Annotated in this window: 15 protein-coding genes; 5 read left to right on the plus strand and 10 right to left on the minus strand. The window is 67.8% G+C overall.

All coding sequences use genetic code 11. From position 1 onward, the window contains the following. The first annotated feature begins 177 nt into the window (after positions 1-177). Entirely contained in the window at positions 178-828 is a 651-nt protein-coding gene (locus DCN14_RS14230) for a glycine zipper 2TM domain-containing protein (protein ID WP_096508741.1), read from the plus strand. A gap of 202 nt (positions 829-1030) precedes the next feature. On the opposite strand, the gene DCN14_RS37970 is transcribed toward DCN14_RS14230, so the two are convergent. Then, on the minus strand, positions 1031-1204 hold the full coding sequence (locus DCN14_RS37970) for a hypothetical protein (RefSeq protein WP_162826202.1): 174 nt from the start codon (positions 1202-1204) through the stop codon (positions 1031-1033). A gap of 67 nt (positions 1205-1271) precedes the next feature. Here DCN14_RS37970 and DCN14_RS14235 point away from each other — a divergent pair, with 67 nt between their 5' ends. Continuing rightward, a complete protein-coding gene (locus tag DCN14_RS14235; RefSeq protein ID WP_096508740.1) occupies positions 1272-1778 on the plus strand; it encodes a GNAT family N-acetyltransferase in 507 nt (168 codons plus the stop codon). 68 nt (positions 1779-1846) lie between these two features. On the opposite strand, the gene DCN14_RS14240 is transcribed toward DCN14_RS14235, so the two are convergent. Beyond that, positions 1847-3841: a glycoside hydrolase family 28 protein gene (locus DCN14_RS14240; protein WP_096508739.1), complete on the minus strand. Its 1995-nt coding sequence runs from the start codon at positions 3839-3841 to the stop codon at positions 1847-1849. Between the two features lie 325 nt (positions 3842-4166). On the opposite strand from DCN14_RS14240, the gene DCN14_RS14245 reads away from it, so the two are divergent. Further along, on the plus strand, positions 4167-5525 hold the full coding sequence (locus tag DCN14_RS14245) for an aspartate aminotransferase family protein (RefSeq protein ID WP_096508738.1): 1359 nt from the start codon (positions 4167-4169) through the stop codon (positions 5523-5525). A 161-nt stretch (positions 5526-5686) separates the two neighbouring features. On the opposite strand, the gene DCN14_RS14250 is transcribed toward DCN14_RS14245, so the two are convergent. The 5 genes from DCN14_RS14250 to DCN14_RS14270 all read right to left on the minus strand — a co-directional run bounded on the left by DCN14_RS14250 (position 5687) and on the right by DCN14_RS14270 (position 11758). Next, positions 5687-6967 (minus strand): serine hydrolase, encoded by a 1281-nt coding sequence (locus DCN14_RS14250; protein WP_096508745.1) that lies wholly within the window; start codon positions 6965-6967, stop codon positions 5687-5689. A 29-nt stretch (positions 6968-6996) separates the two neighbouring features. Next, entirely contained in the window at positions 6997-8193 is a 1197-nt protein-coding gene (locus DCN14_RS14255) for a serine hydrolase (protein WP_096508737.1), read from the minus strand. 78 nt (positions 8194-8271) lie between these two features. Next, positions 8272-9687 (minus strand): dihydropyrimidinase, encoded by a 1416-nt coding sequence (gene hydA, locus DCN14_RS14260; RefSeq protein WP_096508736.1) that lies wholly within the window; start codon positions 9685-9687, stop codon positions 8272-8274. A 10-nt stretch (positions 9688-9697) separates the two neighbouring features. Continuing rightward, positions 9698-10426, minus strand: a complete 729-nt coding sequence (locus tag DCN14_RS14265; RefSeq protein WP_096508735.1) for an aspartate/glutamate racemase family protein — start codon at positions 10424-10426, stop codon at positions 9698-9700. A gap of 33 nt (positions 10427-10459) precedes the next feature. Continuing rightward, the gene (locus DCN14_RS14270) at positions 10460-11758 is read right to left on the minus strand and encodes an MFS transporter (RefSeq protein ID WP_096508734.1); all 1299 of its coding nucleotides are present in this window, start codon (positions 11756-11758) and stop codon (positions 10460-10462) included. Positions 11759-11930: 172 nt separating this feature from the next. Here DCN14_RS14270 and DCN14_RS14275 point away from each other — a divergent pair, with 172 nt between their 5' ends. After that, positions 11931-12644 carry a GntR family transcriptional regulator gene (locus DCN14_RS14275; RefSeq protein ID WP_096508733.1) on the plus strand — a complete coding sequence of 238 codons (714 nt, stop codon included), beginning with the start codon at positions 11931-11933 and terminating at the stop codon, positions 12642-12644. 53 nt (positions 12645-12697) lie between these two features. On the opposite strand, the gene DCN14_RS14280 is transcribed toward DCN14_RS14275, so the two are convergent. Both DCN14_RS14280 and DCN14_RS14285 read right to left on the minus strand, forming a co-directional pair. Continuing rightward, the gene (locus DCN14_RS14280; RefSeq protein WP_096508744.1) at positions 12698-13882 is read right to left on the minus strand and encodes a M20 aminoacylase family protein; all 1185 of its coding nucleotides are present in this window, start codon (positions 13880-13882) and stop codon (positions 12698-12700) included. A 38-nt stretch (positions 13883-13920) separates the two neighbouring features. Beyond that, positions 13921-14100 carry a hypothetical protein gene (locus tag DCN14_RS14285; protein ID WP_096508732.1) on the minus strand — a complete coding sequence of 60 codons (180 nt, stop codon included), beginning with the start codon at positions 14098-14100 and terminating at the stop codon, positions 13921-13923. A 177-nt stretch (positions 14101-14277) separates the two neighbouring features. On the opposite strand from DCN14_RS14285, the gene DCN14_RS14290 reads away from it, so the two are divergent. Next, positions 14278-14754 (plus strand): Lrp/AsnC family transcriptional regulator, encoded by a 477-nt coding sequence (locus DCN14_RS14290; protein ID WP_096508731.1) that lies wholly within the window; start codon positions 14278-14280, stop codon positions 14752-14754. Positions 14755-14763: 9 nt separating this feature from the next. Here the strand turns inward: DCN14_RS14290 and DCN14_RS14295 are convergent, their stop codons facing one another. Next, entirely contained in the window at positions 14764-15381 is a 618-nt protein-coding gene (locus DCN14_RS14295) for a 3'-5' exonuclease (protein ID WP_096508730.1), read from the minus strand. Positions 15382-15493: the final 112 nt, after the last annotated feature.

The raw sequence follows: 15493 nt of genomic DNA on the forward strand, positions 1-15493 counted from the left end.
GCCGTTGCCGCTGCTCGCTTCAGCCCCCGCGCGGCCGGGCGATGTGCGCGGCAACAGACTTTACACGTTGTTACCCGGCCGCAACGGACGCGCATCCGCCCATTCCTTATACTCACGCCGAGTTCGCCACCCGTCCCGGCATTCGTCGGCGAACACGTTGCCGATGCAGGAAACATCATGATGCGCATGCCTTCCACGAAGACCGTTCTGTTCGCCTCGCTCGTCGCCGTGGCGGCGCTTCCGCTGACCGCCTGCGTCGCGCCGGGTTACTACGGCGCGCAACCGGGCTATCCGCAGCAGCAATACGCGACGCCCGGCTACGCGCAGCCCGCGTACTCGCAACCGGGCTACGTGCAGCCGCAGCAGCCGGCGTATCCGGACCAGGCGCCGCAGCCGTACGACCAGTACGGCAACCAGCCGCAATACGGGTCGCAGCCTTACGCGAACCAGCAGCCGTACGACGGCCAGTACGGCAACGGCTACGGCACGCAATACGGCACCGTCTCGAACATCCTGCCGGTCAACGGCTCGGTCGGCCCGTCGGGCGTCGCGGGCACCGTCGTCGGCGCACTGGTCGGCGGCGTGCTGGGCAACCAGTTCGGCCGCGGCCACGGCCGCGATGCGGCGACCGTGATCGGCGCGCTCGGCGGCGCAGTCGCGGGCAACCAGATCGGCCAGCAGATGGGCGCGGCGCAACCGCCGAGCAGCTACCGGATCGATGTGCAGCTCAGCGACGGCTCGACGCGCTCGTTCGACGTGCAGTCGCCGGGCGACCTGCGCCCGGGCGATCGCGTGCAGATCAACGGCAATCAGCTCGCGCGGTATTGATGCGGGCCGTGCGCGCCTGATCCGGTCGGGCGCGCGGCATGTTTCTCGCGCGCTTCTCGCGCACGTTTCACGCATTTCGCGCGCTTGACGCCTCGTGCCGGCCCGGCTCGACGGCGGGCGCGCTTCAGTTTCCCTGCCTTCCCTGAGCCGGCGCGGCGTACCTGCCGCGCCGCGCGTTCGCATCGGCAAACGCGCCGGACACTCATGCCCGCTCGGCCCCCAGCGCAACGCACGTCGCATGCGCGGCCGCCTGCGGACGCCGCGATCGCCGGTAGATCGTCGCCAGCAGCACCAGCAGCCCGGTGCCGACGGACAGCGACCCGCGCGTGGCCGCATCGACGCCGAGCATCGCGAACACGCCGAATCCGGTTAGCATCGATGTTCGCCGCCGCGCACCGCACCGCGGATTCCGGCCCCCGCCCGAATCACGACAACGCTCACCGATGATCACGATCCGCCTGCTCGACGCCGCCGATGCGGCGCAATTCCAGTCCGTCCGCCTTCGCGCGGTCGACACGTCGCCGACCTCGTTCCTGCCGACCCGCGCGGAAGAAGCCGGCGTGTCGGTCGACGAATTCGCGGCGCGCATCACCGCCACCCATGAGCGCGCCGTGTTCGGCGCATTCGACGACGCATCGCTCGTCGGCATCACGGGCGTGCGCCGCGATGCGCGGGCGAAAGTCGCGCACAAGGCGACGATCTGGGGCGTGTTCGTCGATCCCGCGTATCGCGGGCGCGGGATCGCGCCATCGCTGCTCGACCGCGCGACCGCACATGCGGCGCAAGCGTGGCAGTGCACGCAACTGATGCTGTGCGTGAACGAGATCAACGGCACCGCGGAACGGCTGTACGCGTCGCAAGGGTTCGTCCGGTTCGGCACGGAACCGCGCTCGCTGTTCGTCGACGGCCGCTTCTACGACGAACACCACATGGTGAAGACGCTCGCGTAACGCGTTCGCATTCAGCTTCGCGTTCGCGTGCCCCGACCGGCCGCACGCGAACGCTGCCCCTCGTTACGTCACCGCTTGTCGGTAATCGTCGCGTCGACCGCCTGCCCGGCGATCGTCACGTTCGCCAGCGTCATCGCATTCACGTTGAACGCATAGATCGGCCCCGGCGACGTGACGGTCGCCGTGCCCGACGCGACCGGCGTGCCGAAATCGCAATTGCTGATCGTCACGCCGGAGATCGGCTGCACCGAGGGCGTCGGCGGCGTGCCGTTGTAGTCGAACGCAACCGGCCCCTGCGCGACGATCGCCTGGAAGCACGATGCGGTCACGCCGTTCAGCGTCACGTTGCTCGCCGTCACGTCCGAGATCGTCACGTTCTGCACGACCGGCGGCCGCGTGCGCACCGCGTCGTTCGCGGGCTGGTAATCGCAGTCGAACGTGACGATCCCGCCTTGCGCGGCCGACGGGTTGCCGGCCGCCGGCGTCACCACGCCGAGCGGCACGCTCGCGTTGATCGGGCTGCCCGCGAGCAGCGCGCTGCCGTAGCCGCCGCCCTTCTGCGTCACGCCGTTCGGCAGCGTGACGCCCTTCACGTGGAAGTCCTTCACGTAACCGCCGCGGTTCATGTTGGTCTTCACGCGAATCGCGATATTCAGCGGGTTGGTCTGCCAGTTCGCGTTCAGCATCGACAGGTTGGTCGCATAGATCTGCTCGACGCCGCCGCCCATTTCGCTGCCGAGCGTGATGCCGCCGTGGCCGCTGTTCATCGTGCAGTTGCGGATCAGGTGCCGCTTCGCCGGGCCATACTCCGTGTCGCGGTCCTTGCCCGACTTGATCGCGATGCAGTCGTCGCCGGTGTTGAACGTGCAGCCTTCGCACAGCACGTCGGTGCATGCGTCGGGATCGAAGCCGTCGTTGTTCGGGCCGATGCTGTTGGTCGTCACGCCGCGAATCACGACGTTGCGGCTCGCGGTCGGATGGTGCTGCCAGAACGGCGTGTTCTGCGTCTGGTAGTCCTCCATCAGCACGTTGGTGCAGCCAATGAATTCGACCATGCACGGCCGCAGGTAGTGGCCGAGGCCGAAGACGCGCTTCTCGACCGGCACGCCGGCCTCGGACAGCGCCGGCAGGTAGTTCTGGTCCTGCTGCCACGGCGTGACGGGGGACGTGAGCAGCGCGTAGAGCGCGTCGGGAATCGCCGGCGCGACGATCCGCAGGTCGACGTTGTTCGGGTTCGCATACGCCTGGCCCGGCACCGTCGCGCTCGCGCCGTATGCGCCAGACGATCCCTTGTAGGTCCACCAGCACACGCTGTTGCTGCCGCTGCCGGAAAACGGCGTCATCGCCTGGCCGTTGAGCACCGACGTCGGCCCTTCGCCCGTCAGCGCGATATTCGTCGCGTTGCGCGCATAGACGGGCGCGCCGTAATTCAGACAGTCGTTCGCCTGCCAGCGGCTGTAGTACAGGCGGCCGTTCGCGCCGCAGTCGACCGGGCCGTCCTTCGCGTAGTCGGCCGGGTTCGGGCTGAAGTAGATCGTGCAGTTCGCGCTCAGGTGGAAATTCACGTTGCTCTGCAGCACGATCGGCCCCGCGCAATACCAGTTGCCGGGCGGCACGACCACGCGCCCGCCGCCTTCGCGGCGACATGCGTCGATCGCCGCGAGGAACGCCGGACGCGAATCGAACGCGCCGGCCGCCGTCGTCAGTTCGGAACCGGGGCTGACCGGCGATTTCGCCACCGGGTACGGCGACGTCTGCGCGACGGTCGCGCATGCACGCGCGCCATAGTGCGTGACGTCGAACTCGCGCCCGCGGAACGCGAGCCGCGACACGTGCGCGAGCGACGCCGCGATGCGCGCGGCCGCACCGTGCTCGCCCCAGATCAGGTCGACCGCCGCGTTCGGCAGGCGGCCTGCCGCAAACGCGCGGGCGGCGGCGAGCGGTCCGCCGAGCACGGCGCCGCCGGCGAGCGCACCGGTCCAGCCGATGAAGGCGCGGCGCGAAACCCGCTTCGACGAGAACGATCGGACAGACGAAGACGAACGGCGGCTGGGTGCGGCCATGAGCACTCCTTCGATGGTTGGGGTATCGATGCGCCGGACGGCGGATCGCTATTCATACGTCGTCGTACTACAACGGACAGTCTAGACGCGATCTGCGTTCGACCAGTATTTGTCGTTTACCCTGTTTTTATCGGCTCATCTGTGTTGATGTGTGCGCACACTCACGTTTCGCTTTTTCGACAATGAGATATGTTGTCGTATCTTTATGCGCACAAACTCCAGGTACGACGGATACGCGGTCGAGCCCGAATCGACCGCGCGCATGGAATATGACAAGCTCGCGGAGGCCTCACTCGCCCATTCCCACCCGTCAGAGGAGCATCAATTGCAGACCCGCCACGGAGTCGACCTTATCCGCGCCCGCGCGCTGTTCGATCGCGAGCGCCGTGCATTCACCGAAGCCATGCCGACATCCCGCGCGTTGTCGGCGGAAGCGGCCGAGCACCTGCTCTTCGGCGTGCCGTTGCACTGGATGCAGGACTGGTCGACGCCGTTCTCGCTGGTCGTGAAGGAAGCGCGCGGCGCGACGTTCACCGACGTCGACGGCCATCGCTACGCGGACTTCTGCCTCGGCGACACCGGCGCGATGTTCGGCCATGCGCCGGAGCCGGTCGCGCGCGCGCTCGCCGAACAGGCGACGCGCGGCTACACGACGATGCTGCCGAGCGAGGACGCCGCGTGGGTGTCGCGCGAACTCGCGCGCCGCTTCAAGCTGCCGGTCTGGCAGTTCGCGCTGAGCGCGAGCGACGCGAACCGCTTCGTGCTGCGCTGGGCGCGCGCGGCCACCGGCCGCAACACGATCGTCGTGTTCAACGGTTGCTATCACGGCACGGTCGACGACGTGTTCGTCGATCTCGTCGACGGCCGCCCGGTGCAGCGCGACAGCCTGCTCGGGCAATCGTACGACCTGCTCGCGAACACGCGCGTCGTCGAGTTCAACGATCTCGACGCGCTCGAAGCGGCGCTGAAGAACGGCGACGTCGCGTGCGTGCTCGCGGAACCGGCGATGACGAACATCGGCATGGTGCTGCCCGAACCGGGCTTCTGGGAAGCCGCGCGCGAACTGACGCGCCGCTACGGCACGCTCCTCGTGATCGACGAAACGCACACGATCAGCAGCGGCCCGGGCGGCTATGCGGTGGCGCACGGTCTCGAACCCGACGTGCTGGTGGTCGGCAAGCCGATCGCGGGCGGCGTGCCGTGCGCGGTATACGGCTTCAGCGCCGAATTCGCGGAACGCGCGAAGGCGGCGAAGCTGAACGCGCCGCCCGGCCACTCCGGAATCGGCACGACGCTCACCGCGAACATGCTGGCAATGCATGCGATGCGCGCGACGCTCGCGGAAGTCGCGACCGACGCCGCGTATGCGCACATGTTCGAACTGGCCGCGCGGCTCGCCGCCGGGCTCGAACGGGCGATCGCGAAACACGGACTGCCGTGGTGCGTGACGCGCATCGGCGCGCGCACCGAATTCCAGTTCACGCCCACGCCGCCACGCAACGGCACGATCGCGGGCGCACAGCTCGACAGCGAGCTGGAGCACATCGTGCATCTGTACCTGCTGAACCGCGGCGTGCTGATCACGCCGTTCCACAACATGATGCTCGTGTGCCCGCAAACGACGGCCGACGATGTCGACACGCTCGTCGCGCAGTTCGACGCATGCCTCGGCGAATGGGTGTGACGTGATCCAGCGGCGCGCCCGGCTCACCTGCATCGGTCAGCCGGACGCATGCACGCTGCTGCTTCGGCAGATTCGTCGGATCGTCTTATGCGACGGGCGCGCCCGCGGTGCGCTCGCTCACGTCAAGCTCCGCGCGCAGCACCGCACGTCTATAGCCGCCGCTACTTCGGCAGATCCGTCGGATCGACCTGCGTACCGGGCACACCTGCGGAGCGCGCACTCACTTCAAGCTCCTCGCGCAGCGCCGCACGCGTATCGCCGCCACCGGCACCCTGCCCCGACGCCGCCCCGCCATCGAGCGCCGGCAGGATGTAGCCGTTCACCATCCGGCGGAACAGCTTCACGTTCTCCGCATCGCGCAGCCCGCCGTCCACCGGCAGCACGCCCGTCATCACGATCACCGTATTGCGCTTCGGCAGCACCGTGATGAACTGCCCCTTGAAGCCCATCGCGTCGACTTCCGGCTCGCTGTCGACGATGTTGTTGATCCACCAGTAGTAGCCGAAATGCGGCGACACGCGCGGCGTCGTCATCTGCGCGATCCACGCTTGCGGGACGACCTGTCGCCCCTGCCAGCGCCCGCCGTCGAGCACGAGCATGCCGATCTTCGCCATGTCGATCGCGCGCAACCGCAACCCCCAGCCGGCCGACACGAGGCCGGTGCGGTCCGCGCGCTCCCACGCGGCGCGCTTCATGTCCAGCGGGGCGAACAGGTGCGTCTGCGCGTAGCGCTCGACAGGTTCGCCGGCCGCCGCGCTCAACATCGCCGACGCGAGAATCGGGTTGACGTCGGTGTACTCGAACGCGGTGCCCGGCGCGACCTTCGGCGCCGCCGACGCGGCGAGCTTCAGCCGGTCCGGCGCGGTGTAGTAGATCGGATCGTCCTTCGGGCTGAAGTCGTAATGCAGGCCGCTCGACATCGACAGCACGTGCTTCAGCTCAATGCCGCGCTTGTCCGCGAGCGCGCCGGCCAGGTCGGGACGCCACGCGGCGAGCCGCGCGGCCACCGGCTCGTCGAGATGCACGGCGCCGCGCTTGACGAGGATGCCGGCGACGAGCGACGTCACGGCCTTCGTCACCGAGTACAGCTCGTAGGTCGCATCGCGCGACGCTTTCGCGCCGTAGCGCTCGAAGATCAGCTTGCCGTCCTTCACGACGAGCAGGCTGTATACGTCGAGCTTCCGGTCGCGGATCCAGCGCGACAGGTCGACGAGCTTGCGCGAATCGACGCCGACGTCCTCCGGCGCGGCGGCCGCGATGCCGGTTTCATGCAGCGGCGGCAACGCGTCTGCCGCTTGCGCGGCAGACACCGCCGGCGCCGACGCCAGTGCACCGCCGCCGATCAGCAACGCCGCGAACCGCGCAAGCAGCCGGCGCGTGAAAGGCGCACCCGGCCGCCGCGCATCGAGCCACGCCGCCGGGCCTGTCGTCCCGCTTTTCATCCCGCCTTTCATCCTATTCGTAATCCTCATCAAATCTCCGGCGCATCGTTCAACGCGGCGGCGGTGCCGGGCACGCCCTTCGTCTGCCGGCTGCGCGCGAGTTCGTCGCGCAGCGCCTGCGTGGCAGCCGCGCTTTCGACCGGCGGCCGCGCGGGCGTGAGCGCCGGCAGGATGTAATCGCCGACCATCCGCCGATACAGGTTCAGGTAGGTCGCGTCGCGCAACCCGCCGTCGGTCGGCAGCAGGCTCGTCATCACGACGACCGCGCGCTGCGCGGGCAGCACCGTGATGAATTGCCCCTTGAAGCCCATCGCACCGAATTCCGGCGTGCCGTGCTCGACGACGTGATGAATCCAGCAGTAGTAACCGTAATCGTCCGCGGCCGGCGACGGCGTCGTCATCTGCCGGATCCAGCCGGCCGGCACGATCTGCCGACCGTTCCATCTACCGTTGTCGAGCAGCAGCATGCCGATCTTCGCCATGTCGACGGCGCGCAGCCGCAGGCCCCAGCCGCCCGCCACCGCGCCGGTGCCGTCGGCGCCGCTCCAGCGGTAATGCGCGAAGCCGAGCGGCTCGAACAGCCGCTGGCGCGCGAATGCGTCCTCGGGCACCTGCGCCGCAATCGACACGGCCGTGCCGACCAGCACCGGATTCACGTCGATGTAGTCGAAATGCGTGCCGGGCGGCTGCGCGGCACGGCTCGTCACCGCGACGCGCAACCGGTCGGGCGCGTCGTAGTACAGCGGATCGGTGCCTTCGCGCGTCGTGTAGCGCAACCCGCTCGACATCGACATCAGGTGCCGCAGCTCAATGTCCTGCTTGTCCGCGAGTTCGCTCGCGAGATCGGGCCGCGCGGCCGCGATCAGCGGCGCGACCTTCGTCGACGGGCCGAGCTTGCCCTCGCCGTCGAGGATGCCGGCGAGCAGCGCGGTGATCGTCTTCGTCACCGAATACAGCTCGTAGTTGTTGTCGCGCGTAAGGCCGTCGCCGTAGCGCTCGAACACGATCTTGCCGTCCTTCACGACGACGAGGCTGCGCACGTCCATCCGGTCGTGACGCAGCCATTCGGACAGCCGCACGAGCGGCGCCGAATCGACGCCGGCCGATTCGGGCACGACGCTCGGCAGGTCCTGCGGCGCATCGCCCGCGGCCTGCGCCGGGCCGGCGCACGATCCGGCGACGACGGTCGCCGCCACGAGTCGGCGCATTGCCTGGGAAACGCTCATGTCCGCTCCTTCACATTCGTTTGATACCGATGACGCCCGCGCGTCGCGCGGGCCCGCCTCGTTCCGACGCATCGAGCGTCAATCCAGACACGGCGTGCCGGCCGGCAGGAACTGCCCGCGCCCCGGCCGAGCCGCGAGCAGCCGGCCGTCCTCGACGAGCAGTTCGCCGCGCGACAGGCAATGACGCGGCCAGCCCGTCACCTCGATGCCCTCGTACGGCGTGTAGTCGACCGCGTGATGCAGCGACGCATTCGCGATCCGCACGCGCTTGTCCGGGTCCCACACGACGATGTCCGCATCGGCGCCGACCGCGATCGTCCCCTTGCGCGGATACAGCCCGTACAGCTTCGCGGGCCGCAGCGACGTCAGCTCGACGAACTGGTGCAGCGACAGGCGCCCCTTGCGCACGCCGTCGAACAGTAGCGGCAGGCGCGTTTCGAGCCCGGGGATGCCGTTCGGAATATGGTCGAACGACACGGCCCGGCCGCCCGGATGCTTGCCGCACGGATCGTCGTAGTTGAACGGTGCATGATCGGACGAGAACACCGAGAACACGCCCTGCTTCAGCGCCTTCCAGACGGCCTGCTGGTTGGCCGGATCGCGCGGCGGCGGGCTGCACACGCATTTCGCGCCTTCGTAGCCGCCGTGATCGTCGTGGCCGAGATCGGCGGCCGTCAGATACAGGTACTGCGGGCACGTCTCCGCGAGGATCGGCAGCCCGCGCGACTGCCCCCAGCGAATCTGCTCGATCGCCTCGGCGCCCGACACGTGCACGATCAGGATCGGCACGTCGACGAGTTCGGCGAACGCGATCGCGCGATGGGTCGCCTCGCGCTCGACCACCGCCGGCCGCGCCTGCGCATGGAAATGCGGCGCGGTGTGACCGGCGCCGAGCAGCCGCTCGGTCAGCCAGCCGATGCAGTCGGAATTCTCCGCATGCACCATCACGAGCGCGCCGTGCGCGCGCGCGACCGACAGCACGTCGAGCATCTGCCGGTCGTTCAGCTTCAGGTCGTCGTAGGTCATGTACACCTTGAACGACGTATAGCCGTTCGCGATCAGCCGCGGCAACTCCTCGGCCAGCACGTGCGGCGTCGGATCGGCGACGATCAGGTGGAAGCCGTAGTCGATCAGCGCGCGCCCTTCGGCGCGCCGGTGATAGTCGTCGACGGCGGCCTGCAGCGACTGCCCCTTCGCCTGTGCGGCGAACGGCACGACGGTCGTCGTGCCGCCGCACAGCGCGGAGCGCGTGCCGGTCAGGAAATCGTCGGCCATCTTCAGCCCGTCGGGCATCGGCTGGTCGAGATGGCAGTGCGCATCGACGCCGCCCGGCATCACGAGCATTCCGGTCGCATCGAGCTCGCGCGGCGCGCGCGGCAGAGCGTGGCCGAGCATGGCCACGCGCCCCGCGCGGATGCCGATGTCGCACGAGAACCGGTCCGCCGCCGTCACGACGTCCGCGTGACGGATCACGAAATCGAGATCGTTCGACATGGCGCGCGCCTCAGACCACGTCGCTGAAGAGACGCCCCCAGCCCTTCACCTGCCGCGTGTCGTAGTCGGCGAGCTGCAGCGCCTTCCACACGACGGTCGAGATCGTGTCGTAGATCGGGATGCCCGTCTCTTCCTCGAGCGCCGGCACCAGGTGCGCGGCGTTCAGGTTCGTGCAGAAGATCGAGATCGCGCGCGGGCCGGCCTTCGCGACTTCGCGCACCATCGCGCCGATCTGGTCGCCGGTTACTTCGGAGAACGAGAAATTGACCTTCAGGTTCAGGTGGCGCTCGGCGATGCAGTTCAGCCCCGAGCGGCGGTAGTTGTCGACGATCTTCGTCTGCACGTCGTCGAGATACGGCGTGACGAGGCCGAACTCGTGCGCGTTCGTCTTCTTCAGGATCTCGTTGAGCGCGAGCACGGAGGTCGTGGCCGGAATGCCGGTCGCCGCGGTGATGCGCTGGCACAGCCGCTCGTCGGCCTCGAAGCCGAGCCAGCCGGACGACGTGCCGTTCCACGCGATCACGTCGACCTTCGCGTCGGCCAGCAGCATCGCGGCCTGGATGATCTTGTCGTCGTCGAACTGGCCGAGCGCCTGGCCCGACAGCGAGATTTCGGTCACGGGGAAGCGCGCGAAGTGCGCGGACACGCCCGGCAGGCCGGCGACCATCGCGCTCGTCAGCGGTTCGAGCGACGTGTTGGAAGACGGCGTGAGCATGCCGAGCAGCGTACGTTTTTTCATGATGGGTTTCTCTCTACCAGTGAAAAGGGTCGGTCAGACGGGGAGCTTGTTTTCGTAGTCGATCGCGCTGGAGCACACGAGCAGGCCGACGCCGGCCGCCGCGAACACCATCAGCGCAAGGAAGTAGGAACCGGTGAACTGCACGATCGCGCCGACGACGATCGGCACGGTGACGCCGCCGATGTTGCCGCCGAGGTTCATGAAGCCGCCGAGGAAGCCGATCTTGTTGCGCGTGCCGAGCGACGACGGGATGCACCAGTACAGCCCGCACCAGCGCAGGAAGAACAGCGTCGACGACAGCAGCGCGACGCACACGACCGGGCTCTTCACGTACGCGACGGAGAAGATCGACACGGTCGCGATCACCGCGGCGATGCCGAACAGCGTGCGCATCACGACGTTCGGGCGGCCGCCCGCGGCTTTCCACTTGTCGGCGATCCAGCCGCCGAGCAGTTCGCCGACGAAGCCGCTGAAAAAGATGATGAAGGTCGAGCCGCCCATCTGCTTGATGTCGAAGCCGTGCACCTTGTGCAGGTAGTTCGGCATCCACGTGAGCAGCCCGTAGAACACGCTGTTGAAGCACATCCAGCCGAAGAACATGCACCACACCGAGCGGTACTTGAAGAAGTCGCGCGAGCGGCCCGACGCACCGGCCGGCTCGGCCGCGAGGTCGCTCGCGTGCGATGCCTCGATGTAGTCGGCTTCGAGCTCGTTGACGCCCGGATGCTCGCGCGGCGTGTTGCGGATGTAGCACCACGCGACGAACCCGGCCAGCACCGTGCCGACGCCGGCCACCGCGAACGCGAGCCGCCACGAGCCGAGCAGCGCGATCAGCCCGGCGATCAGCACCGCGCCGAGTGCCGCGCCGAGCGGCGCGCCGCCGTCGAGCAGCGTGGCGCCGCGGCCGCGCTCGGTCTGCGTCATCCAGATCGCGTTGAGCTTGCCGCCGGCCGGATAGATCGGCGCTTCGGCCGCCCCGAGGCCCAGGCGCGTGAGCAGCAGCGACGGCGCGTTCGTGCACAGCGCGGCGATCGCCTGGAAGAAGCCCCAGAACACGGTCGCGGTCGCGATCACGATACGCGGCTTGAAGCGGTCGGCCAGCATCCCGCCCGGAATCTGCATCACCGCATAGGTCCAGAAAAACGAGCTGAGGATCAGACCCTCCATCGCCGGCCCGATGTTGAACTCCTGCGAGATGTAAGGCATGGCGACGGACAGCGATGCGCGATCGACGTAGTTGATCGCGATGAGGCTCAGCATGACGACGAATATCTTCCAGCGGACGGCGGACTTGCCGACCGTCAGGGCGGCGACACCGGAGGTTGAAGACATGGACGGACTCCAGGGATGAACGAGGATGGTCAGGACGTCGCGCAACGTGGAGCCGAGTATAAGATTAGAAATTTATAATTACCGTTATCGTAAACGCTTGGTTTTATTGAAATTCCAATATCACAATGTTGGTGCAGGGTAAGCCCCGATATCGTGATAAGCTCGCACCATCATGAGCCAGACACCCCGCAATCCCCTGCTTCTGCGCACGCGCGGCATGGCCGCGGAGATCGCCGCGCGCCTGCGCGTGATGATCGACGAGGGCGAATTGCCGCCCGGCGCGCGCATCGACGAGAAGGAACTGAGCCTCGCGTTCGACGTGTCGAAAACGCCGCTGCGCGAAGCGCTGAAGGTGCTCGTCGCGGAAGGCGCCGTCACGCATCGCCAGTACATCGGCTATCGCGTCGCGTCGATCGACGTCGACGATCTCGTGTCGACGTTCGAGCTGCTGCACGGGCTCGAGGCGATGGCGGGCGAGTTGCTGAGCCAGCGCATCGGCGCGTCGACCCTCGCCGCGCTGCAGGCGAAGCACCGGCGGATGGTCGAGTGCCACGAGGCCGGCAAGCGGGTCGAGTATTTCCGGCTGAACCAGCAGATTCACCAGATGATCGTCGACGCGGCGGGCAACCCGGTGCTGTCGGGCATCTATGCGTCGCTGATGTCGAAGGTGCACCGCGCGCGCGGCGCCGCGAACGCGGACACGCTGCGCTGGGCCGAGTCGCTGCACGAGCACGACGAGATCATGGCCGCGCTGGCCGACCCCGCTCACACGGCGCTGCCGCAAGTGCTGCGCAGCCATTCGGAGAACACCGCGCGCGAAGTGCTCGCGATCCTCGATCGCACGAGCACGGCCGACGCGCCGGGCAGGCGGGCGGCCGAAGCGTAATGCCGCGTGAGGGGCTGCGTGACGCCCGCCATGTTCCGGCGGCCTGACGACCGCTACGCGGCCCTCAACGCGCGCCGCGCCACTTCCGCGAAATAGCGCGCGCCGATCGGCAGGATCTCGTCGTTGAAATCGTACGTCGCGTTGTGCAGCGGCACGCCGCCGCGCCCGGCCGTTTCGCCGTTGCCGATGAACACGAAGTTGCCCGGCACCGCCTGCAGGAACGCGCCGAAGTCTTCCGAGATCATCATCGGCTGCACGTCGGCATTCACGGCGTCGGCGCCCACGATCTGCGCCGCGGCCTGCACGGCCGTGTCGACCCATTCCGGAGAATTCACCGTCGGCGCGAACTCGTGCGTGTATTCGAACGTGCAGGTCGCGCCGTGCGTGCGGCAGATCCCTTCGCTGATCTCGCGCATCCGCGTGGCCAGGAGCGCCTGCACGTCGCGCGAATAGCTGCGCGTGTCGCCCTTGATCGTCACCGTCGACGGCAGCACGTTGCGCAGCCCGTCGGTGATGAATTCCGTGCACGAGATCACGGCCTGCTGGCCCGGATCGAGATTGCGCGACACGATCGTCTGCAGCGCGAGCACGATCTGCGAGCCGATCACGATCGGATCGATGCCCATGTGCGGACGCGCCGCGTGCGTGCCGCGGCCGTCGATGCGGATCACGAAGTTGTCTTCGCTCGCCATGATGCCGCCCGCGCGCGTCGAGAACGTGCCGGCGCGCATGCCCGGCATGTTGTGCGCGCCGAAGATCGCATCCACCGGAAAGCGCTCGAACAGGCCGTCGGCCATCATCGCCTTCGCGCCGCGCCCGTGTTCCTCGGCCGGCTGGAAAATGAACCGCACCGTGCCGTCGAAATCCTTGCGCTCGGCCAGCAGCTGCGCGGCGCCGAGCACCATCGACATGTGGCCGTCGTGCCCGCACGCGTGCATCTTGCCCGGCGTGCACGACGCGTAGTCGCGGCCCGGCGCGTGCTCGGCGATGTTCAGCGCGTCCATGTCCGCGCGAATGCCGATCGCGCGCGTGCCGGTGCCGACCGTCAGGTTCGCCACCAGCCCGGTGCCGCCGATCCCGCGCTGCACGTCGAGCCCGAGCGTCGTCAGGATCCGCGCGACGTAGTCCGACGTGTTCACTTCCTCGAAACCCGTCTCCGGATGCCGATGCAGGTGCCGGCGCCAGGTCTTCAGTTGCCCCTGCAGCGTGCTTTCTTCCGTTGCGTCGATTGCGTCCATCGTGCTTGCCTCGTCCGTCGTCATGTCGTTCCGTTCGCTCAGGCTACCGCAGCCGCGCGGTTCGGCTTCGGCCAGTCGCGCTGGCGCGCCGGCACCGCATCGGCCGCATCGCCGACGCACTGCCGGTAGACGGACGGCACGGCCGCGGCAATGGTCATGATGCGCTGCAGTGCGTCGGGACAGGCGGCGCGCGACGCACGCGGGTTGGCGATCAACATGGCGGGAAGCTCCGGAAAAGGACCGCGGGCGGTCCATCGGTGGATTCGGTTCGGGCGCGCACGGGTTGCGCTCGCCGACGGTCCGAAAAATAATATTGCGCATGCCCGTGAACAAAATCGCCAAATCGGCGGCCCGGACGCAAAAATTTCTCATTCTTTCGAGGTTGCCGAGCCATCATGACTACCCCACTCGATGCGTTCGATCGCAAGCTGCTGATGGAAGTCCAGCGCGACGCGCACACGCCGCAGAACGAGCTCGGCGCCCGCGTGAACCTGTCGACCGCGGCCGTGAACCGGCGCCTGCGCCGGCTCGCGGAAGACGGCGTGATCGAGCGCTATACCGCGATCGTCGCGCCGGAGAAGGTCGACCATCCGCTGACGATCGTCGTGAACGTCGAGGTCGAGAGCGAGCAGATCGACCAGCTCGACGCGATGAAGCGGACCTTCGAGCGCTGCCCGCAGATCCAGCAGTGCTACTACGTGACGGGGGAATGGGATTTCGTGCTGATCCTGGCCGTGCGCAACATGGATCAGTACAACGCGCTCACGCGCGAGCTGTTCTTCTCGAACAACAACGTGAAGCGCTTCAAGACGCTGGTGAGCATGAGCCGCGTGAAGGTCGGGCTCGAGGTGCCGCTGGACCTCGGCGAGTGACGGCCGGCGTCAGCGCGCGCCGGCGGCCAGCGACCCGAAAAACGCCGCAAGCTTCGCCTTGCTCGTCGTCTGCAAGCGCGACATGAGCCCGTGATCGATGTGCCGCAGCCCGTAGGTCTCGCCGATGTCGCGCTGCAACCGGCACCACAGATGGCTCGCGATCTCCGCGTCGACCATCGCCCGGTGCGCACGGCCCGTCTGCGGCAGGTGCAGCATGTCCGCGAGGTTCGACAGCCGGTGGCTTTGCGCATGCGGATAGATGCGTCTCGACACGAGCATCGTGCACGCGAACGCATGCTCGGCCGCCATTCCGAGCATCCCGAGCTCGGCCTGCCAGAAGCGCTTGTCGAAGCCCGCGTTGTGCGCGACGACGGGATGGCTGCCGACGAACGCGGCGGCTTCCTTCATGACCTTCGCCACCGGCGGCGCCGACGCGATCATGTCGTTCGTGATCCCGGTGAGCGCGACGACGTCGGACGGGATGCGGCGGCCGGCGTTCATCAGGCTCTGGTAACGGTCGACGATCTGGCCGTCGCGCAGCAGAATCACGGCGATTTCGGTCGCCCTGTCGCCCATGTTCGGAGAAAGCCCGGTTGTTTCGAAGTCGAGTACCGCTACGGTTTGCATGGTCGAATCAGATGAAGAATACGCGGCGAATGACGTCGGTCAGGACGCTTCGCGCCGACAGAAAGTCGCCATAGTATCTCCGGATGCCGCAGCCGGCGGCAAATGCCATCGT

Origin of the sequence: Burkholderia sp. IDO3, from assembly GCF_003366075.1 — a bacterium.
Taxonomy (GTDB): Bacteria; Pseudomonadota; Gammaproteobacteria; order Burkholderiales; family Burkholderiaceae; genus Burkholderia; species Burkholderia anthina.